The sequence below is a fragment of the Paramaledivibacter caminithermalis DSM 15212 genome (genome assembly GCF_900142245.1).
GTDB classification, from domain to species: domain Bacteria; phylum Bacillota; class Clostridia; order Peptostreptococcales; family Caminicellaceae; genus Paramaledivibacter; species Paramaledivibacter caminithermalis.
Map to the genome: position 1 here is coordinate 16,200 of NZ_FRAG01000023.1, position 19,811 is coordinate 36,010.

The 19,811-nt window shown below is 31.4% G+C and carries 19 protein-coding genes; 16 read left to right on the forward strand and 3 right to left on the reverse strand.

Features of this window, described 5'->3' with window-relative positions; translation table 11 throughout:
- The first annotated feature begins 10 nt into the window (after positions 1–10).
- The 13 genes from citG to BUB36_RS10260 all read left to right on the forward strand — a co-directional run bounded on the left by citG (position 11) and on the right by BUB36_RS10260 (position 14,483).
- Complete coding sequence (citG, locus tag BUB36_RS10200) at positions 11–886, forward strand: triphosphoribosyl-dephospho-CoA synthase CitG (protein ID WP_073149617.1); 876 nt, start codon at positions 11–13, stop codon at positions 884–886.
- 345 nt (positions 887–1,231) lie between these two features.
- Positions 1,232–2,281 carry a [citrate (pro-3S)-lyase] ligase gene (citC, locus tag BUB36_RS10205; protein WP_084111935.1) on the forward strand — a complete coding sequence of 350 codons (1,050 nt, stop codon included), beginning with the start codon at positions 1,232–1,234 and terminating at the stop codon, positions 2,279–2,281.
- A 28-nt stretch (positions 2,282–2,309) separates the two neighbouring features.
- A complete protein-coding gene (gene citD, locus BUB36_RS10210) occupies positions 2,310–2,606 on the forward strand; it encodes a citrate lyase acyl carrier protein (RefSeq protein ID WP_073149618.1) in 297 nt (98 codons plus the stop codon).
- The gene (gene citE, locus BUB36_RS10215) at positions 2,607–3,497 is read left to right on the forward strand and encodes a citrate (pro-3S)-lyase subunit beta (RefSeq protein ID WP_073149619.1); all 891 of its coding nucleotides are present in this window, start codon (positions 2,607–2,609) and stop codon (positions 3,495–3,497) included.
- A 1-nt stretch (position 3,498) separates the two neighbouring features.
- Positions 3,499–5,037 (forward strand): citrate lyase subunit alpha, encoded by a 1,539-nt coding sequence (gene citF / locus BUB36_RS10220; RefSeq protein WP_073149620.1) that lies wholly within the window; start codon positions 3,499–3,501, stop codon positions 5,035–5,037.
- Between the two features lie 14 nt (positions 5,038–5,051).
- Positions 5,052–5,600: a citrate lyase holo-[acyl-carrier protein] synthase gene (citX, locus tag BUB36_RS10225; protein WP_073149621.1), complete on the forward strand. Its 549-nt coding sequence runs from the start codon at positions 5,052–5,054 to the stop codon at positions 5,598–5,600.
- The gene (locus tag BUB36_RS10230) at positions 5,591–6,625 is read left to right on the forward strand and encodes a Bug family tripartite tricarboxylate transporter substrate binding protein (protein ID WP_073149623.1); all 1,035 of its coding nucleotides are present in this window, start codon (positions 5,591–5,593) and stop codon (positions 6,623–6,625) included. The genes citX and BUB36_RS10230 overlap by 10 nt, the downstream gene beginning before the upstream one ends.
- 59 nt (positions 6,626–6,684) lie before the next feature.
- A complete protein-coding gene (locus BUB36_RS10235; protein ID WP_165613069.1) occupies positions 6,685–7,152 on the forward strand; it encodes a tripartite tricarboxylate transporter TctB family protein in 468 nt (155 codons plus the stop codon).
- A gap of 116 nt (positions 7,153–7,268) precedes the next feature.
- A complete protein-coding gene (locus BUB36_RS10240; RefSeq protein ID WP_073149627.1) occupies positions 7,269–8,774 on the forward strand; it encodes a tripartite tricarboxylate transporter permease in 1,506 nt (501 codons plus the stop codon).
- 200 nt (positions 8,775–8,974) lie between these two features.
- The gene (locus tag BUB36_RS10245; protein ID WP_073149629.1) at positions 8,975–11,407 is read left to right on the forward strand and encodes an ATP-binding protein; all 2,433 of its coding nucleotides are present in this window, start codon (positions 8,975–8,977) and stop codon (positions 11,405–11,407) included.
- Positions 11,397–12,188 (forward strand): Na-translocating system protein MpsC family protein, encoded by a 792-nt coding sequence (locus BUB36_RS10250; protein WP_073149631.1) that lies wholly within the window; start codon positions 11,397–11,399, stop codon positions 12,186–12,188. The genes BUB36_RS10245 and BUB36_RS10250 overlap by 11 nt, the downstream gene beginning before the upstream one ends.
- 241 nt (positions 12,189–12,429) lie before the next feature.
- The gene (gene hflX, locus BUB36_RS10255) at positions 12,430–13,725 is read left to right on the forward strand and encodes a GTPase HflX (RefSeq protein WP_073149633.1); all 1,296 of its coding nucleotides are present in this window, start codon (positions 12,430–12,432) and stop codon (positions 13,723–13,725) included.
- Between the two features lie 92 nt (positions 13,726–13,817).
- Complete coding sequence (locus BUB36_RS10260) at positions 13,818–14,483, forward strand: HEAT repeat domain-containing protein (protein WP_073149635.1); 666 nt, start codon at positions 13,818–13,820, stop codon at positions 14,481–14,483.
- Between the two features lie 178 nt (positions 14,484–14,661).
- On the opposite strand, the gene BUB36_RS10265 is transcribed toward BUB36_RS10260, so the two are convergent.
- Positions 14,662–15,117 (reverse strand): DUF3189 family protein, encoded by a 456-nt coding sequence (locus BUB36_RS10265; RefSeq protein ID WP_073149637.1) that lies wholly within the window; start codon positions 15,115–15,117, stop codon positions 14,662–14,664.
- Positions 15,118–15,302: 185 nt separating this feature from the next.
- Between BUB36_RS10265 and BUB36_RS10270 the strand changes: the two genes are divergently transcribed.
- Together BUB36_RS10270 and BUB36_RS10275 are read left to right on the forward strand one after the other, a co-directional pair.
- On the forward strand, positions 15,303–15,953 hold the full coding sequence (locus BUB36_RS10270) for a YigZ family protein (protein WP_073149639.1): 651 nt from the start codon (positions 15,303–15,305) through the stop codon (positions 15,951–15,953).
- A gap of 176 nt (positions 15,954–16,129) precedes the next feature.
- Entirely contained in the window at positions 16,130–16,522 is a 393-nt protein-coding gene (locus BUB36_RS10275) for a CoA-binding protein (RefSeq protein WP_242655764.1), read from the forward strand.
- A gap of 28 nt (positions 16,523–16,550) precedes the next feature.
- Here BUB36_RS10275 and BUB36_RS10280 read toward each other — a convergent pair whose 3' ends face one another.
- Both BUB36_RS10280 and BUB36_RS10285 read right to left on the reverse strand, forming a co-directional pair.
- Complete coding sequence (locus tag BUB36_RS10280; protein WP_073149641.1) at positions 16,551–16,913, reverse strand: sulfite exporter TauE/SafE family protein; 363 nt, start codon at positions 16,911–16,913, stop codon at positions 16,551–16,553.
- Complete coding sequence (locus BUB36_RS10285; protein ID WP_073149643.1) at positions 16,914–17,270, reverse strand: sulfite exporter TauE/SafE family protein; 357 nt, start codon at positions 17,268–17,270, stop codon at positions 16,914–16,916.
- Positions 17,271–17,595: 325 nt separating this feature from the next.
- Here BUB36_RS10285 and cysK point away from each other — a divergent pair, with 325 nt between their 5' ends.
- Complete coding sequence (gene cysK / locus BUB36_RS10290; protein WP_073149645.1) at positions 17,596–18,525, forward strand: cysteine synthase A; 930 nt, start codon at positions 17,596–17,598, stop codon at positions 18,523–18,525.
- The last annotated feature ends 1,286 nt before the right edge of the window (positions 18,526–19,811 follow it).

The window sequence follows — 19,811 nt, forward strand, 5'->3', positions numbered from 1 at the left end:
GATTGGAGAGATGATTTTGAATGAGAAGGAGATATTTACACGAAATATTGAATCTTTAGCCCTTCGTTCCCTTCTTTATGAAGTTTCGGCCTCCCCAAAGCCAGGATTAGTAGACAGGAATAATAATGGGGCCCATAATGATATGGATTTTTACACTTTTATTGATAGTAGTTCTGTTCTGGGAGAAACTTTTTATCACTGCACATTAACGGGCATAGAACATAAGGATTCTAGTAAGACCTTGTTAAAGGCTATTCGTCCCTTTGGTATTAGAGGCGAAAAAAAAATGTTTGCAATTACAAATAATGTTAATACTCATAAAGGGTTAGTTTTTTCACTAGGTATCATATGTGCAGCTATAGGGTATCTTTATCAGAAAAAACCAAACCGTAGATGGCATGCTAATGATATTTGTGAGCAAGTAAAGTATATGACTGAAGGTTTAGTTGAAAGGGAGTTAATGAATAAGAACTTCAAAAATCCAGTAACTTATGGTGAAAAATTATATATAAAGTATGGAGTTACTGGAATACGAGGAGAAGTGACATCGGGTTTTCAAACTGTTTTAAATCATGGATTACCTATATTAAAGGAATTGATGGAATCAAGGGTTGGAACTTTTAATGATAGATTAGTTCAAACTTTATTAAATCTAATGACTCATACAGAAGACTCAAATATTCTTGGACGCCATAATCTTGATATGCTTAAGAGGGTACAGAATGAAGCAAAAAGAATCATTGAGTTAGGTGGAATTTTTTCGCCAGAAGGTATCAAAGCTATTAAAGAGTTTGATAATTGGTGTATAAAACACTGGGTTAGCCCTGGAGGGTCAGCAGATTTATTGGCTGTTACGATAATGTTATTTTTGATAGAAAAATTATAATTTTATATTGCAATACAATATAGTTTTATGTATAATGATATTGATAAACGTTTTCCATGATAATTGCTAGGCTCGTTATAGATACATGTAGTATGCTATAGATGAGATAGCAAGATGGGAATAAGCATTTTATTTAGAATGTATAATTTAATCATATGTGTATTGGCAAGGAGAAAGATAACTTATTTGTTAAGCTTTCAAAGGTCAGTATGTAAAATTCTTAGTATTTCTAAGGGTTTTATATGCTGACTTTTTTTGTTGTTTAGATACAACGATTGTGTAATTACATAAAATAGTTAACTATATAGAGTATTAAAAAGCCTTTAGCTTGGAGGAGAAAATATAATGATGTTTAGTGATTTTCAAGTTAACCAAATAGATATTAGTGAGAAAAAAATAAGGGAAGAAGTTATAAAGCTATTACAACAAAATGATTTGTCTATAGACACATCTTTAGAATTGATGATAGGTGTTTTTGATGCAGAAAAACTAATTGCTACAGGTGGGATTAAAGCCAACACATTAAGATGTATAGCAGTTGACAAGAAATATCAAGGTGGAAAAGCGTTAAACATGCTAATGAGTGAGCTTATTAAACTTCAGTATCGCAGAAATATTAATGACATATTTTTATTTACTAAGCCTTCAGCTAAAAATAGCTTTGAATTTATGGGTTTTTATGTTGTTGAAGAAATAGATGGTAGCGTGGTTTTAATGGAAAATAGACCCCATGGATTAAAAGAGTATTTAACTAACTTATCTAAACTTAGGGTAGAGGGTAACAAAATAAGTGCAATAGTTATGAATGGCAACCCATTTACATTGGGACACAGGTATTTAATTGAAAGGGCTGCTAGGGAAAGCGACCATTTACATGTTTTTGTTTTATCGTCAGAGGAATCAACCTTCCCTTATGAAGTTCGAATGAATCTCATAAATGAAGGAACTAAGGATATAAAAAATTTAACAATTCATAAAGGTGGTGACTATATAATTTCAAATGCCACCTTCCCCTCCTACTTTATTAAGGAGAAATCAGATATTCTTCATATCCATACTATGTTAGATGCAAAGATTTTTGGAAAATATATTGCACCTTGCCTTGGAATTAATAGGCGTTATGTCGGTGAAGAACCGTATTGTGAAACAACAAATATGTATAATCAAACATTAAAAAAGCTACTTCCAAAGTATGGAATTAAAGTAATAGAAATTTCAAGAAAAACCATCGATGACGTATATATTAGTGCATCAAATGTTAGGTCATTTATTGCAAAGGGAGAAATTGATAAGGTTAAAAGTCTGGTTCCTAATTCGACCTATTCATTTTTGACTACAGAAGAGGGACAGCAATTAATTAATAAAATCAAAACATCTTTAAATAAAAGACATTAATGATGATAAAACTTAAAGGGGTGACAAAATGGAAATCATAAGAACAGGCATGGCAGGAACAATGGAATCAAGTGATATAAATGTAGTTATTGAAAAACAAGAAGCGAAAGGAATTAAAATTTATTTAAATAGTTCAGTTGAAAAACAGTTTGGGGACCAAATTAGAAAGGTGATTTTAGAGACCCTTGAAGATTTAAAGGTAACGAATGTAGTTGTTAGGGCAGTTGACCGTGGAGCATTGGATTGTACTATACGTGCTAGGGTTCAAAGTGCAGTTATGAGGGCAGCAAATAAGGAAAATGAACTGGATTGGGAGGTATTATAGATGAAAAAGAGACTTAGAAGGACAATGATGTATGTTCCTGGTAATAACCCTAATATGCTTGCAGAAGCCCATATATATGGAGCAGATTCATTGATGTTTGATTTAGAAGATTCTATTTCTCTTTCAGAAAAGGATTCTGCAAGACTTTTAGTCTATAATGCCATAAAAAGTATTGACTATGGAGAAACAGAGATAGTTGTAAGAATAAATGGATTAGATACTCCATTTGGACGCAACGATATCAAGGCTATGGTAAGAGCGGGAGCAGATGTCATTCGTTTACCCAAAACAGAGACAGCTAAGGATGTATTAGATGTTGAAGAAATAATTGAAGAAGTTGAAAGAAATAGCAGTCGTCCTATAGGCTCTACAAAAATGATGGCTGCAATTGAGAGTCCTTTAGGAGTAATAAATGCAGTTGAAATTGCGAAAGCAAGTTCAAGATTAATTGGTATAGCCATCGGAGCTGAAGACTTTGTAACAAATATGAAAACAAAGAGAAGTCCAGAAGGAATAGAACTACTATATGCAAGAAGTCAAATTTTAATAGCTGCTCGTGCAGCAGGTATTTGTGCATTAGATACTGTTTATTCTGATGTAAACAACGAGGAAGGTTTCCGAAAAGAGGTTAAACTGATAAAGCAATTAGGCTTTGATGGAAAATCCATCATTAATCCAAGGCAGATTGCTCCAGTTCATGAGATATATGCACCAACTGAAAAGGAGATAGAACATTCAAAAAGGGTGATAAGAGCAATAAAAGAAGCTGAAGAAAAGGGGTTAGGAGTAGTTTCGCTAAAGGGTAAGATGGTTGATAAGCCAATTGTAGAAAGGGCAGAAAGAATATTAGAACTAGCAAGGGCATGTGGCATGGAGAAGGAGGGAGAATAAGATGAAAAATTCAATTGGAAGAGAAATTCCTGAGAAGATTGTAGGATATGATAAGTTTAAGTGCTACTGTTCCCCCTTTATAAAAGAGCCTGTTGGGAGAAAAGCCTCTCCTAAGCTAAGGCAAGTAAAGCCAGGTGATAAAAAAGTTGTAAATAGCTTAGAAGAAGCTATAAAAAAAGCAGGTCTAAAGGATGGAATGACAATTTCCTTTCATCATCACTTTAGAAACGGTGATTACATAATAAATATGGTAATGGATAAGATTGCTGAAATGGGAATAAAGGATATAACCATTGCTCCGAGTTCTTTAACTACTGTCCATGAAACATTGGTAGAGCATGTAAAAAGCGGAGTAATTTCAGGAATATATACTAGTGGAGTAAGAGGAAAATTGGCTGAAGAAATTTCAAAAGGAATAATGGAAAAACCGATAATTATTCGTTCCCATGGGGGTAGAGCAAGGGCTATAGAAGCAGGAGAAATACATATAGATGTAGCATTTCTAGGGGTTCCTAGCTGTGATGAATATGGTAATGCCAGCGGTAAAGGAGCTAAAACAATATGTGGCTCTTTAGGATATGCCAAAGTAGATGCTAAGTATGCAGATACAGTCGTTCTTATTACCGATGATTTAGTTTGCTACCCTAATTTTCCTGCAAGCATTTCTCAGACTGATGTAGATTATGTTGTTGTGGTAGATTCAATTGGTGACCCAAATGGAATAGCTTCAGGTGCAACTAGATATACAAAAAATCCCAAAGAACTTTTAATTGCAAAATATGCCAGCAAAGTCATAGTAAATTCAGGATATTTTAAAGAAGGATTTTCATTTCAAACTGGTTCTGGAGGTTCATCTTTGGCGGTTACCAGATTCCTAAAGGAGATAATGAAAGATAGGGGCATCAAAGCAAAATTTGCATTAGGTGGAATAACAAAACCAATGGTTGAACTTTATGAAGAAGGACTTATAGAGCATTTGTTTGATACACAAACCTTTGACTTAGTATCATGTGAGTCAATATTCCAAAATCCTAATCATCATGAAATAGACGCATCTATGTATGCAAATCCACATAATAAAGGGAGTTTTGTAAATAAGTTAGATGTAGTTATACTGAGTGCCTTAGAAATAGATACCAGCTTCAATGTCAACGTAATAACTGGATCAGATGGAGTTATTCGAGGTGCATCTGGAGGGCACTCCGACACAGCAGCAGGTTCAAAGATGTCAATAATAGTTGCTCCCCTCATAAGAGGGAGGATTCCAACTGTAGTAGACAATGTTAATACAGTTGTAACTCCAGGTGAAACAGTAGATGTTTTAGTAACAGACAGAGGAATAGCAATTAATCCAAAGCGAAAAGATTTAATGGAAAATCTTAAAAATAAGGGATTGCCTATTGTTACGATTGAAGAATTAAGGGATATGGCACTAAAAATAGCTGGTAAGCCAAAGCCAATCGAATATACTGATAAAGTTGTTGGTGTAGTTGAGTATCGTGATGGAAGCATTATTGATGTCATAAGGCAAATAAAGTAGGGACTGATTACTTTATGAATACCAATGAAAACATTAATATTATCTTACTAAATAGAGAAAGGCGTACTATCTATCAGAAAAAGCTAGTTAAAGAATACAAAAAGACCTTAATAACTTTTAAATTAAATATACCAGGACCCCAAAAGGATAGTCAGCTTTTTAGAAGGATATTCAATAATGGTTTAACCCAACTTAAAAATGTATTAAAGAAAGATAGCATAAACATTGTATTTGAAAGGGCTATTTTTAGAGATACTGGTCCAGAGGCTTTCATAATAGTAGATGCACAAGCAGAAAAGATAAAAATTCTTTGTATTGAAATTGAAGAAAAAGATGGTTTAGGTAGAATATATGATTTTGACGTCTTTGATTCATCTGGGAAAAATATTGGGCGTGAAATAGTAGGAAAGAATCAAAGAAAATGTTTCTTATGTGATGAATATGTTTGGGTATGTTCAAGAAACAGAACTCATAGTGTTGAAGAAATGCTTCAATATATCCATAATACTGCCCAAATATATTTCAAAAATAAAAAACTAAGGGAGGAATTTAAATGTCACTAAAAAAGAAGATTTTATCAGGATTATTAGCTGTTAGTTTGATAGGAACGACTATTCTAACAGGCTGCTCAACAAAGGATGCAAATAGCGGAAATACTGCTAAAGCATCTGAAAATGACAACTATCCTAAAAAAGCAATGGAATTTATTGCCCCAGGTGGAGCTGGTGGTGGATGGGATCTTACTATTCGTACAGTATCTAAGGTATTACAAGATACAAAACTATCTCCAGTACCAACACCAGTTACAAATAGACCTGGTGGTGGGGGAAGTGTAAATCTTGCTTATATGCAGGAGAAAAAAGGAAGTGATAATATTATTTCCGTTTACTCTTCACCTCTTTTGTTAACAAATTTAAATGGTACTACAGAGCTTAGTTACAAGGATACTACTCCTTTAGCTAGATTAATTGCAGATTATGCAGTTTTTGTTGTCAGAAGTGACTCAAAGTATAAAACTATTAATGATGTAATTGATGCCCTTAAAAAGGATCCAAAGAGTGTAAAAATTGGTGGGGCTTCTTCTGTAGGAAGTATGGATCATATACAGTTTTTAATGATTGCTAAAGCAGCTGGGATAACTAATTTAAAGGATATTGATTATATAAGCTTCCAAGAAGGTGTAAATAGCCAGTTATTAGGTGGCCACATTGACGTGCTTTCAACTGGACTTAGCGAGGTTACAGGGCTTATAGAAAGTGGAGATATGAGAGCATTGGCACAAACAGCTGACCATAGAGTGGGAACTGGAGTATTAGCTGAAATTCCAACATGTAAAGAGCAAGGAATAGATGGTACTTTTGTTAACTGGAGAGGACTTTTTGGACCGCCAGAAATGCCAGAATATGCAGTTAAGTTCTGGGCGGAAACAATCGATAAAATGGTACAGACACCAGAATGGAAGAAAGCATGTGAGAGAAATGGTTGGGATAATGCATATCAAAAAGCCGATGAATTTACAGTTTTCTTAGAAGAAGTTAATAAAGGATATGAAGAAATACTTTCAGAAATTGGTATGCTAAAGAAATAATTATAAATTGGGATGCCTATTTATAGAAATGGCGTCCCTTTATAAAATGTAAAACAGAGGTGAGGACTTTGAATCTATCAGCTTTAGGAGGAATATTAGCGACAGTTTTAGGATTGATATATACTACTCAAGCCTTGATGCTGCCCAAAGCATCCATAGGTAATCCTATAGCACCAAAAATCTTTCCCATAGGAATTGGCATATTATTAATATTATTTGGACTTATTTTATCATTTAGCGAAATAAAAAATACAGGTCTAAAGAAAAAGGATATAGAGAAGGATAAAAATGAAAATATTAAGCTGATTACTTATACAAGCTTAGCATGTATTCTATATGGATTAATTTTCAATAGGTTAGGCTATGTTATTTCAACAATTATATTTTTAGAAATCATACTATTATTGTTTAATGGAAAAGAAAAGATAAAAACGAACACAATTGTTTCTATATGCTTTAGCGTAATAATATACTTTTTATTTTCAAGATTTTTGGGTGTTACATTACCAGCAATGCCTTTCTTATAACCCATAGGAAATTATAAATTTATTGAAATTGTGGATAAATATAATTTCTGTTATGTGTTTTAGAAAAGTCAACCTTAACAATCTTTATAATATTTAAATTATTAGGTGGTGACATAATGGATGTATTAGCTTATCTATTAAAGGGATTTTCAGTAGCTCTGCAGCCAATTAATCTAATGTGGGTAACTTTAGGTGGGATATTAGGAACAATAGTAGGAATGCTTCCAGGTTTAGGACCTGCTACAGGAGTAGCTGTATTGTTACCCATGACCTTTACTATGGGACCAGAAGCTGCACTAATTACGATGTGCGGAGTATATTATGGTGCTATGTTTGGCGGTTCAAGAAGTTCGATATTAATTAATACCCCTGGTGACGGGGCAGCTTTAGCAGCAACCTTTGATGGTTATCCAATGGCACAACAAGGAAGAGCAGAATCGGCACTAGCTATGTCTGCAATAGCATCATTTATAGGAGGAATACTATCTACAATTGTTATGGTATTTGTTGCTCAACCAGTAGCCAAATTTGCACTGAAATTTGGACCAGCAGAATATTTCATGCTTATGGTTTTTGCATTATCTGCGACTGCTTCTATGACCAAGGGAAACCTTACAAAAGGGTTTATTTCTATGCTTATAGGACTAATGATTTCAACTGTGGGAATAGATGCACAATCTGGAATATCTAGATTTACATTTGGAATATTAGAGCTTCAAACAGGAATAGACTTTTTAGTTGTAATTATAGCAGTATATGCCTTAGGAGAAGTATTTAAAAGCTTTAAAATGATAAAAGAAGGCAAAAAGAAAATGCAAACTAAATTTGGGAAGATATGGATTACAAAAGAGGAGTGGAAAAGAAGCAAGTGGCCTATACTGAGGAGTGCACCATTAGGATTTTTTATTGGAGCTCTTCCAGGGGCTGGTGGAACTATGGCATCACTTATGGCTTACAATAACGAAAAACAGCTTTCAAAGCATCCTGAAGAATTTGGGAAAGGAGCTATTGAAGGTCTTGCAGCACCGGAATCTGCAAATAATGCAGCTTCTGTTGGAGCATTAATTCCAATGCTTACCCTTGGAGTGCCTGGGTCTGGTACTACAGCAGTTATGATGGGAGCATTATTGATGCTAGGATTACAACCGGGACCAATGCTCTTTCAACAGCATCCCAAGCTAGCTTGGGGATTGATAGCAAGTATGTTTGTAGGAAATATGATTTTAGCCATTGTAAACATTCCACTTGCAGGTCTCCTTGTTAGAGTTCTAGCAATTCCACCAAAGATTTTATATCCGATAGTGTTGGGGCTTGCTTTTGTTGGAACATATGCAATCAGCAACAGCGTAATAGATTTTTATCTATTGGTAATCTTTGGAGTGATGGGTTACTTTATGTCAAAAGCAAAAATTCCTACAGCTCCACTAATATTGGCAATAATCGTAGGAAATAGCATGGAACAATCCTTTAGACAGGCTATAACAATCTCGGATGGAGATTATAGTATATTCTTTGGTTCAAAGGTTTCAATAGTTTTACTTATTCTAACAATAGTTTCAGTAGTTTATCCATTCGTAAAAGAAAGGATAAAGGGAAAAAAGAATATTGTAAGTGCAAATTAGTCGAAAAATAATACACCAAAGGCATAGGTTTAAAATTCTTGTGAACGAGTTTAACTACACAGAATATAAGCTTATGCCTATTTCCTATTACAAACCATATTTATGGTTATAAAATTAGATTTCAAAGAACAAATAGATTATCGGGGAAATGCTGTACAAAAAAGTAATATGATATAATATCACTAAGAGGTGGTATGAAAATGGAAGAAAAAAATGATCTAAGAGATTTGGTAAAACTTATATTTGCAACCTTATTAGGTGTAGCTATAATTATACTTGCCTTTTATGTAAACTATAAGAATATTAGAGATTATATAATATCGAAAGAACAGCAGCAATTACTAACTATCTCCAAATCAGTATCAAGAAGCTTAGAACAGTATTTTGATTACCATAGAGAAAACCTTCAAATTATAACCAAAAATCAATCATTCAAAGAACAATTTAAAAAATATATCTCATCCGATGGGTTGAATTCACAGTTCAATAGTTTAGAAGATTATTATATTATTCAAGAGGATAATATTGATAGGATACAATTATTAAATTTAGATTCACATATTATAGACCAATATCCTAAGAATGATTTATCAATCCATCCTTATATTTTAAGTGATATACAGAAAGTCTTAAAAATGAAAACATCAGTTGTTAGTAAAGTTTATCCTTATAATGGACAATTTTTTATACGATTATATGAGCCTGTATTTTACAATTCAAAAATTAAAGCAATTTTATGTATTCAAGTTAAGCTTGATAGAATTTATGAACAATTTGTAAAACCAATTAGAACTGGAAAAGGATACGCTTCTGTAAAGGATCAGCATGGAATATTATTAATGCATCCTAAAAAAGAAGATATCGGAAAGAATGTAATAAAAGCTAGGAAGGAAGAATTTCCAGATTATGATTGGTCAGAACTGGAAGCTTTGGTTCAGAAACAGATGAACGGAGAATCAGGGGTTGGAATTTATCATTCTATATGGTATCACGATAAAAACAAAAAAAGAGTAAAAAAATTTAGTGCCTATTCACCTGCAAGGATAGGAGATCAATTTTGGATAGTTACTGTTTCAATGGATTATGCAGAAATGACAAAATTTATTAGAACTCAGACATATAAAACGGTTACATTTGTTACTATTGTTATACTAATTTTTATCTCGTGCATGCTTTATATTTATAAAATTAAAAAGGATAAGAGAATATTAGAAAAGGAAGCAAGCCTATTAAAACAAGTAAATGAATTAAATATAGAGTTGGAAAAAGATATTGAGCAGAGGAAATGTCTTGAAAAAGAGCTAATTCGAAATAAAGAAAAATATGAACGTCTTTTTAATAGTGGAAGTGATTGCATTTTCGTCCTAAACTTAGATAACAAAAATTTACCAACTGAATTTTTAGAAGTGAATAAAAAAGCTTGTAAAAGTCTAGGTTACGATAAATCAACGTTTTTGAATATGTCATATTTAGATATTTCAAAGGATTCAAGCATTGAAAAGTTTAAGCATATGGTGGAGAGTTTAAAGAAGAATCAATCAATGATTTTTGAAGATACATTAGTTACTAGCTCAGGAGAAACTATTCCTGTGGAAATTAATGCACACCTATTCAAATTAGAAAATCAATTGAAACTCATACTGATTTCTAGAGATATAACTAATAGAAAGATTCAAGAAGAGGCTTTGAAAAGAAGTGAAGAACGTTTTAGAAAAATAATTAATCAAGTTGCATCTGAGATTTCAGTTGGTCAGAGGGAAAAAGACATTGATATTTATGAAGCTTCAAATAAACAAAGTACATTTTATTCTGATATAGAGAATAAAAACCGTATTGCTTTAGAATTAGAAAAAATCAATATAAAATTGGAAGAAATGTTTAAAAAAGAAGTAGATGAAAACAAAAGAAAGGAAGCGTTGATGATTTATCAATCAAGACTTGCTGCCATGGGCGAAATGATAGGGAACATTGCTCATCAATGGCGTCAGCCTATTAGTGGGTTGGGATTGATGTTTTCCAATATTCAGGACGCCTATAAATATGGTGAGCTAACTGAAGAATATTTAGAAGAATTAGTTGAAAAATCTAATAGGCTTATCAATCGTATGTCTCAGACTATTGATGATTTTAGATATTTTTTTAATCCTAAAAGCGAAGAAGTAGTTTTTTCAGTAAAAGAAAACGTAGAGGCAACAATTGATTTTCTAGAGGAACATTTAAGACTTAATGGAATCATGCTAAATATTGATGTTATTGAAGATGGCATGATTTACGGTCATGCTAATCAATATTCACAAGTGATATTTAATATTGTGCAAAATGCAATTGATGCTTTAATCAAAAATAGATTAAATAGGCGAAAAATAAACATAAGAATTTTTGCTAAAGGATTATATCAGGTTGTTGAAATTCAAGATAATGGTAAGGGCATAGATGAAAAAATTATCAATGATGTTTTTAAGCCATATTTCACTACAAAAAGCAAAGGAAAAGGTACAGGACTGGGACTTCATATGTCCAAGGTCATTATAGAGAAAAATTTCCATGGAAATATAAATATTGCTAATCAAAATGATGGTTTGTGCGTATCAATTATAGTTCCTAGAATTGGAGTTGATGAAGATGGCAGATAAGAATAAAAGCATTTTATATAATCTTAAAGTATTGTATGTAGAGGATGAAGAATTTGTTAGAGAGCAGTTAGCCAGCTTTATTAAACGAAGAGTTGGCAAATTATATTTAGCTGCCGATGGAGAAGAAGGGCTTATAAAATTTAATAGGCATAATCCAGATATAGTGATTACAGACTTAAGGATGCCCAAAATAGATGGTATAGAGATGGCTAAGAAAATCCGAAATATAGATAATATATGTCCAATAATTATCATAACAGCTATATCTGATGTAGAATCCATTGTACACACAATTGATATTGGTATTGATAAATATATAGTAAAGCCTATTGATACAAAGGAATTAGTTGAAACTATGGAAAAAGTAGCATTGAAGCTTTATAAGATTAAATCTAAAGATACTATCATAAATTCTATTATACTTGACAAAAATATAAAAAAAGAGCTAGAAACAAAAATACAGACTGTTATGGCAAAATTCATTAAGTTATCAACTGGAAAAGGGCCCAAAAACGTTCAGGCCTTTATACAAGGAGATATTCTTACGATTCAATTTTTTGAAACAAGGACAACATATGAAAATACTTTACTTGAAAATCCTGGAAATCTAAGATTAGTGGACTATAATAGAGAATTATTATTTAAAGACAAAAGCAAAGAAATGGAATCTCTTATCAAAGATATTCTAAATACCCAGGTTAAAGTAGATGAAATAGCAATAGATTCTAAGTTAGATATTGACCAAATTAAATTTAATATTTGCACTTTGAATAGAGAATAAAAGACCTTTTTAGGAGAATATGATGATAAATATTATATTCTAACTTATAAGAAAAAGATATAACAGGATAGATATTATCTATCCTTTTTTTACAATCTTTGGATATCCAACCTGATAACTTAAGTTCCTATAGAATAGTATATTTAAAAGTTTTTACTTAAATAAAGGACTTTTTAATATTACTAAATCAAATCATGATATAATATGTACTGTAATAAAAAAAGAATGGAATGATGTAAATATGTTATTTAATGATAGAAATGAAATTGTTCAAGATATCAAACAGAGAGCGATATTGGTAGGAATAAATTCTGGTAGAAGGGATGATATTCCTATTGAAGAATCAATGGAAGAACTTAAAGAATTAACTAGGGCTGCTGGTGCTGAGGTTGTAGATATAGTGATTCAAAATAAGGCAAAGATTGATCCTGCATACTTTATAGGTAAAGGAAAGGCTGAGGAAATAAAGATTATGTGTACAGCCTATGATGTTGACACAATTATTTTCAATGATGAATTGTCAGCTTCCCAGATGAGGAATCTTGAAGGGATACTTGAAGTGGCTATTATTGATAGAACAACCTTAATATTGGACATTTTTGCAAGAAGGGCAGAAACAAAGGAAGCAAAGCTTCAAGTAGAAATAGCTCAATTAAGATACAGGCTTCCAAGATTAGTTGGCTTAGGAAGGTCATTATCAAGAACTGGGGCGGGAATTGGAACAAGGGGACCAGGTGAACAAAAACTTGAACTGGATAGAAGAAGGATATTAGATAGAATAAGTGATATAAAAAAACAGATTGAAGAGGTTAAAAAAAATAGGGATATTCAAAGAGCTAAAAGAAATAAACTCCAGATACCTGTAGTTTCCCTCGTAGGATATACAAATGCTGGTAAATCTACCCTTATGAATAAATTACTAGATTTAAGCTTAGAACAATCAGAAAGTAAGAAGGTTTATTCTGAGGACTTGCTATTTGCTACACTAGACACCTTCCATAGAAAGATAGTTTTAGATGACAAGAAAGAATTTATTTTGACAGATACTGTTGGATTTGTCAGCAAATTACCTCATCATCTTGTAGATGCCTTTAAATCAACCTTAGAGGAGGTTGTTGAGTCCGATTTATTGATTCATGTAGTGGATTCTTGCAATGAAAACTTTGAAATGCAGATTAAGGTTACCAATGAGGTTTTAAAAGACCTAGGTGCGTTAAATAAGCCAATGATTTATGCTTTTAATAAATGTGATAATGGAATTAGGAATACTTTAGCAAAAACTAAGGATTCAGTGTTTATCTCAGCATTGACAGGTTATGGAATTGAGAACCTAACCCAAATAATAAAAGAACATTTATTTAAGGATATGATAAAATGTAAAATGCTTATTCCATATGAAAAAGGCGATATATATTCATATTTACATGAAAATACGAAGGTATATAACATTAAATATGAAGCAAATGGAACATATTTAGAAGTTGAACTTAATGAAGCAAATTATAATAGATATAAGCAATATATAATTGAAGCTTAGTGGTAATCAAAAGGGTATAGTAAATAATCATGGTTTTAGAGCTAGATTAATATAAAAGGTAGTATAAGAAAGGTAAAAAGGTGATAAAGACCATGGGTACTTCAAAAAAGATATGGGATAATATAGAGAGAGTTGATGACTGTATAATAACCTATATGCTATATAAGGAAGGGAAACCGATAGAAATAATAAGCAAAATCAGGAATATTTCCAAGGAAAGGGTTGAAAAGGATATAATTGATGCAAAGATTAAGCTTAGAACTATCAAGGTAAATCACCATAAAAAAAGTTTATTAGATAATATATTGGAATTATCTAAGGATGAACGTTTTAAATTTATAAACGAAGAGTCACAAGAAAAACTTGAGGAATTAACTAAAGAAATAAAAATGAAATATAGGGACATAAAAAATCAGGAGGATAAAGCTACCCTAATATGGTTAATAGGAGAATTAAGGGACACTAGCTTATTAAGTTTATTATCAAAGGATGCTTTAAATAACAATGGTAATATAAGGCGAATGGTATGTTCGGCCCTTGGAAAAATAGGTAGCCAAAAAGCTCTGCCGATTTTACATAGAGCTTTAAGGGATAATAAGCCTCAAGTTAGACAGTATGCTGCTAAAGCACTTAAAGATATAGGCAATAAAAGTTCATTACATATACTTAATGAAATAATAGATAGAAGCAATGAGAAGGATTATGTAAAAAGGGCATGCTTGAAATCTATTGAAAGTATAAATATGAGATTAATTTAAACTATTGTGCTAATAAATAAAATTTTATGGTTTTGTAATACCTTAGGGGGTTTTAATATTTCATTTGAGTGATTTTTATAAACCTGTTTTACCCTTTGAAACTATATAAAAAAACAGGTTTATTACATGAACGAAAAGGAAATATTAAAACCCCTGCGATAGAAACTAGAACAATGAGTTAACTTAATAATCGTTTTGTATCCTTTACTATGTTAGCTATATTTTTATAAGAGTACAATGTACCCTTTGCAACTATAGGTCTTCCTATTTTAGTCAATTTAAGGTTTCTAGATAAATAACCTCCAAATTTCATGAAGCCATTTACACATGGTTGTGTATTAATCAATATAAGATTATTTGGTGATTGATTAAATATTTTCCATGTATCCAATATTACTGGTAAAATGAGATGAGATATATATTTTCTACCAAGGGTATAGATACTATTGCCTTTATCATCGATTCCTCTATAAATTAGTCTTCCTCGATCCTTTTTTTCTAATGCATCATAAAAGGGGACACTTATTAAATCATGATAACTAGGTTTATATTCTATAGGAAGTATTCCTAAATGAATAGCAGCAGCTGTTGATGAAGAATGACATCCAGTGGCACAGTGATACACAATATGCATGTTAATTACCTCCGATAATTACTAATTCAACTCATTGTAATGGTTCCTATCCTAGAAATTTTAAGATTTTTTCGTATTTAACAAAGAGCTGTACTTATCTTATTTTAATATAGTATTTGATAAATTAAAGAGAAATATTACTTGAGAAAGTTAAAGATTCTAATACTAGATTGGTAGGTGGTATTATGGACAAGGATTACAAAACATTGCTTCAATATGGTGAAGCTGAAGAAATAATAAATAAATCTAAGTTTATTGGATATGCAAAACCTGTAACGAACGAAAAACAGGCAGTTGAATTTATTGAAAAGATTAAAAAGCAGCATTGGAATGCAACCCATAACGTACCTGTGTACTTAATTGGACAGAATAATGAAATACAGCGATATAGTGATGATGGTGAACCCTCAGGGACTGCTGGAGTACCAATATTAGAAATGCTTAAAAAAGAAGAAATAAAGAATATTGTAGTTGTGGTAACTAGATACTACGGTGGAATCAAGCTGGGGACTGGCGGTTTGGTGAGAGCATATACTAGTGCTGCTAAACTGGCAATAAAGGAGGCTAAGGTAGTTGAAAAGGTTATAAGAAATTCATATCTAATAAGGATAGATTACACTTTGCATGGTAAGATTCAAAATGAATTAATGAATGGGGAGTATATTATTAAAGATACTATTTATGATGATAAAGTAAATATATATGTTTATTGTAGCCCCGATGAAAGTGATAAACTTATTAGTAAAATTACAGATATTAGTAGTGGAAAAGCTGTAATAGAAGAAAAAGACCAAGTTTACCTTACAATTCATGATGGAAAGGTTATAGATGGTTAATTTAACTGATTGCGTTGATAAATAAATTTTTTGTTTTTGAGATGCCTTAGGGGGTTGGTTTATGATTAATTATCTCCGACTTTAAACTGGGTATATTTACTTGATAATATATTTTTAATATGGGTATAATGGAAATAGCTAAATAATTTAGTATATTCAATAAGGAGGCAGAAAAATTGGATAATATAGAGAAGATAAAAGAAGAAATGTTAAATAAAAAGGTTTGGGCTGTTGTTGGAGCAACTCCCGATGAATCAAAATTTGGCTATAAGATATTTAAAAAGCTTAAAGAGAGAGGATACGAAGTTTACGGGATAAACCCAAAGTATGAAGAGCTTGATGGAGAAAAGCTGTATAAGAGCATTTCAGATTTACCAGTTAAGCCCGATTGCGTAGACATGGTAGTTTCACCTAAAAGAAGCAAGCCAATAGTTGAAGAAATAGCAGAAAATGGAATAGAATATGTATGGTTTCAGCCAGGAACCTTTGATGGAGAAACTATTGACTTAGCAGAAGCAAAAAATTTAAAATTTGTATATTATGATTGTGTATTGGTAGCTTTAGGATAGACAATAGTATTTGGACATTTGAGTCACATTATTTATGTGGCTTTTTTTCTTTATAAAAAAACTGATATATAGCCATAAAAAATAGAAATATACCAAAGCTTTTTCTTAATAAATTCGATGAGAGATTAACTGCCAGCTTAGCACCGAGATATGCGCCAATAATACCTGTTAAAGTCAAAGGAATCCATACCTTTTTCTCAATATTTTTATTTTTTATATGTGTTATAACTGCGACTAAAGCTATAGGGATAAAAGTAAAGAGGTTTACACTTTGTGCTTGCTGCTGTTTTAAATTGGTGAATAATATTAGAGCAGGAATAAGTATCGTTCCTCCTCCAATTCCCATTCCGCTAATAATACCCGAAAAAAATCCTATAATAGAAAAGAGCATTTAAAACACCATCCTAAAGGCTGCTATCATCATAAATATAGCGAATATTTTTCTTAAAAGGAAATTTGGAACCCTGTTAAGTAGTTTTGCACCTAAATATCCTCCCAATACTCCACCTAAAACAACTCTAAATGTAATATTATAAGATACAATTCCAGATTTGAAATATATATATGTACTTACAATAGTTAATGGTAGAATTATTGAAATGGCTGTAGCATGGGCCTTATGATCTTCCATATTTAACAAGAATATCATACTAGGGATCAATAAAGTTCCTCCACCAGAGCCAAATAATCCATTAGTTAAACCAGTAAGTAATCCTAAAAATACAACTTTAAGCATATTCTTTTTCATAAAGTTCTTCCTCTATAAGTAAATTTATTAGTATTTTTTTATTAATTTAACCTGTTAATTAAATTTAGATACATAAAAATTGCAATACATTTAATAAAGTAATAAATATTTCTTTTGATGTATATAATAATAAAACTTAAAAGATTGACTTAAAACTAGCAGCGGCTATTTATTGAGTAAATAAATATAGTATACCATTATAAAAAAATATAAGATGAAGCTTTATAAGCACAGATTTATAAAATAGCTGTTGACATGAGATTTAATATAGCATAAAATAAAGTCATAAAAACATATAGGAATAGTATGAATTAAGGAGGCTTTAATGATGAAGGTTGTAAATAACATTGTAGAATTAATAGGAAATACCCCAATTGTTAAATTAGATAAGCTAAAGCCAGAAAATGGAGCTGATATTTATCTGAAATTGGAGTTTTATAATCCTGGAAGTAGTATAAAGGACAGAATTGCCCTTGCTATGATAGAAGCTGCTGAAAATGAAGGGATACTAAAAAAAGGCGGAACCATAATTGAGCCGACAAGTGGTAATACAGGAATAGGGCTGGCTATGATTGGAGCAGCTAAGGGATATAAAGTTGTCTTGGTCATGCCTGATACTATGAGTATTGAGAGAAGGAAGCTCTTAAAGGCCTTTGGAGCTGAGGTTATTTTAACAGATGGAGCAAAGGGTATGAAGGGAGCTATTCAAAAGGCTGAAGAAATGGTTAATGAAAACCCTGATTACTTTATGCCCCAACAATTTAAAAATGAAGCAAATCCAGAAGCCCATAGAAAAAGTACTGCATTGGAAATTTTAGATCAAATGAATAATGAGTTTGATATGTTTATAGCCGGTGTTGGTACAGGGGGAACAATAACAGGTATAGGTGAAGTGATAAAAAGTCAAATGGATAAGGTTAAAATCGTTGCCATTGAACCTGAAAGCTCTGCTGTATTATCTGGAGACAAGGCTGGTCCCCATAAAATACAAGGAATTGGAGCTGGTTTTATTCCAGATATTTTAAATATTGATGTAATTGACGAGATTTTTAAAGTTAAGGACGAAGATGCTCTTGAAACTGCAAGAAAGATTGCCACTGAAGAAGGAATACTTGTAGGTATTTCATCAGGTGCAGCAGTATATACTGCCATTGAAAAGTCAAAGGAATTAGGAAATGGTAAGAAAATAGTAGTTATAATACCAAGCTATGGAGAGAGATATTTAAGTACACCCCTTTTTAATGGACTTGATTAAGTAGATACATGAAGATCATGTAAATATAATTTAATAATGAAAAAATAAATAGATAAAAAGGCAAGAGATAATAGGAGCAATTATTTCTTGCCTTTTTTATGTATTATGTAATTCTCCATAGAAAAAACTGCACAATAGTCAAATAAAATATAAATATTCATATTTTATTAGAGAGTCACGTAAAACTAAAATAAGGGGGCATTATGTGTATATTCAAGAAAACTTAATTTTAATTTTACAATTAGGTACTGGCTTATTTAACTTTAGTTTTGAGTTACACAATAATAATATTGGTATAACATTTGAATTTCAAGACTTTGAGGGTAAATATGCTGCCTTTTCCCAGAATCTCATGATGTCAATTCTATTTGTAGCACTATTAGTTAAGCGAGGGAATTTGTTGATTTGATATATATTGTTTTTATTTGTAAGATAGCTAAAAAAGATATTTATATAGGTGAGCAAAGCTCAAGACATGCTTAAAATAGATAAGCAAAGCATATAAATAAAAGGGACTAACTTATTAAATAGTTCCTTTTATTTTTAAAAATGCAATTCATTAAGCTTAAGAAAATATTTGTAAATAGTAAATATAATGTTATATTTGCATAATCTGATAGAGCAAGTATTAAGCTCACAATAAAAGCAGCAAACATAAAAAATAGAAATAAGTGTAATTGAAAATTAATTATTTTGTTCTTTTTAATTAAACTATAATTTTTAAAAGCTTTATTATTTATTAGACCTATTTCAATAAAAAAATAGAAAGCTATATAAAATATAAAAACAAAAACTATCATTTTGAGTCTTTCAACAGCTTCAGGCATCATCTTAATTGGAATTATTAAAAATAATATTGTAGTAAATATAAAATATGCTTTTGAGTATTTCATAAATTTCAAGTAATTTAATGTTAGATTTCTTAACAAACTCATCCTCCCTTATATATAATTTTCCATTAAATAGAGCTATTTCTATTAGGCATGAAATATAATATTCTACGCAATCTGTAAAATACCTTTTGAATCCTGAAAATTTATTATGAAAACATTATTTTAAAAGGATGTTATTCCGAGTTGTATTGAACCTTGAACATTCTTAGCGGTTCTAGATATTAGATTTTTATCTAAATTTATAAGGCCTCAACTTCTATAAGTGGAGGATTCCACTTTTTGCTTCATATAGAGTAGACTCTCCATCTGAAACCTCGATGTTTAGCTCAAGCTAAACGAGTTCACTGACGGTTTATAGCTAAGTACGATGGGGAAGAATACTATATTTATGTT

Bases quoted from the DNA above. Each gene is read 5' to 3' on its own strand.
- citG (WP_073149617.1), top strand. From the start codon at position 11: ATGATTTTGAATGAGAAGGAGATATTTACACGAAATATTGAATCTTTA.
- citC (WP_084111935.1), top strand. From the start codon at position 1,232: ATGATGTTTAGTGATTTTCAAGTTAACCAAATAGATATTAGTGAGAAA.
- citD (WP_073149618.1), top strand. From the start codon at position 2,310: ATGGAAATCATAAGAACAGGCATGGCAGGAACAATGGAATCAAGTGAT.
- citE (WP_073149619.1), top strand. From the start codon at position 2,607: ATGAAAAAGAGACTTAGAAGGACAATGATGTATGTTCCTGGTAATAAC.
- citF (WP_073149620.1), top strand. From the start codon at position 3,499: ATGAAAAATTCAATTGGAAGAGAAATTCCTGAGAAGATTGTAGGATAT.
- citX (WP_073149621.1), top strand. From the start codon at position 5,052: ATGAATACCAATGAAAACATTAATATTATCTTACTAAATAGAGAAAGG.
- BUB36_RS10230 (WP_073149623.1), top strand. From the start codon at position 5,591: ATGTCACTAAAAAAGAAGATTTTATCAGGATTATTAGCTGTTAGTTTG.
- BUB36_RS10240 (WP_073149627.1), top strand. From the start codon at position 7,269: ATGGATGTATTAGCTTATCTATTAAAGGGATTTTCAGTAGCTCTGCAG.
- BUB36_RS10245 (WP_073149629.1), top strand. From the start codon at position 8,975: ATGGAAGAAAAAAATGATCTAAGAGATTTGGTAAAACTTATATTTGCA.
- BUB36_RS10250 (WP_073149631.1), top strand. From the start codon at position 11,397: ATGGCAGATAAGAATAAAAGCATTTTATATAATCTTAAAGTATTGTAT.
- hflX (WP_073149633.1), top strand. From the start codon at position 12,430: ATGTTATTTAATGATAGAAATGAAATTGTTCAAGATATCAAACAGAGA.
- BUB36_RS10260 (WP_073149635.1), top strand. From the start codon at position 13,818: ATGGGTACTTCAAAAAAGATATGGGATAATATAGAGAGAGTTGATGAC.
- BUB36_RS10265 (WP_073149637.1), bottom strand. From the start codon at position 15,117: ATGCATATTGTGTATCACTGTGCCACTGGATGTCATTCTTCATCAACA.
- BUB36_RS10270 (WP_073149639.1), top strand. From the start codon at position 15,303: ATGGACAAGGATTACAAAACATTGCTTCAATATGGTGAAGCTGAAGAA.
- BUB36_RS10280 (WP_073149641.1), bottom strand. From the start codon at position 16,913: ATGCTCTTTTCTATTATAGGATTTTTTTCGGGTATTATTAGCGGAATG.
- BUB36_RS10285 (WP_073149643.1), bottom strand. From the start codon at position 17,270: ATGAAAAAGAATATGCTTAAAGTTGTATTTTTAGGATTACTTACTGGT.
- cysK (WP_073149645.1), top strand. From the start codon at position 17,596: ATGATGAAGGTTGTAAATAACATTGTAGAATTAATAGGAAATACCCCA.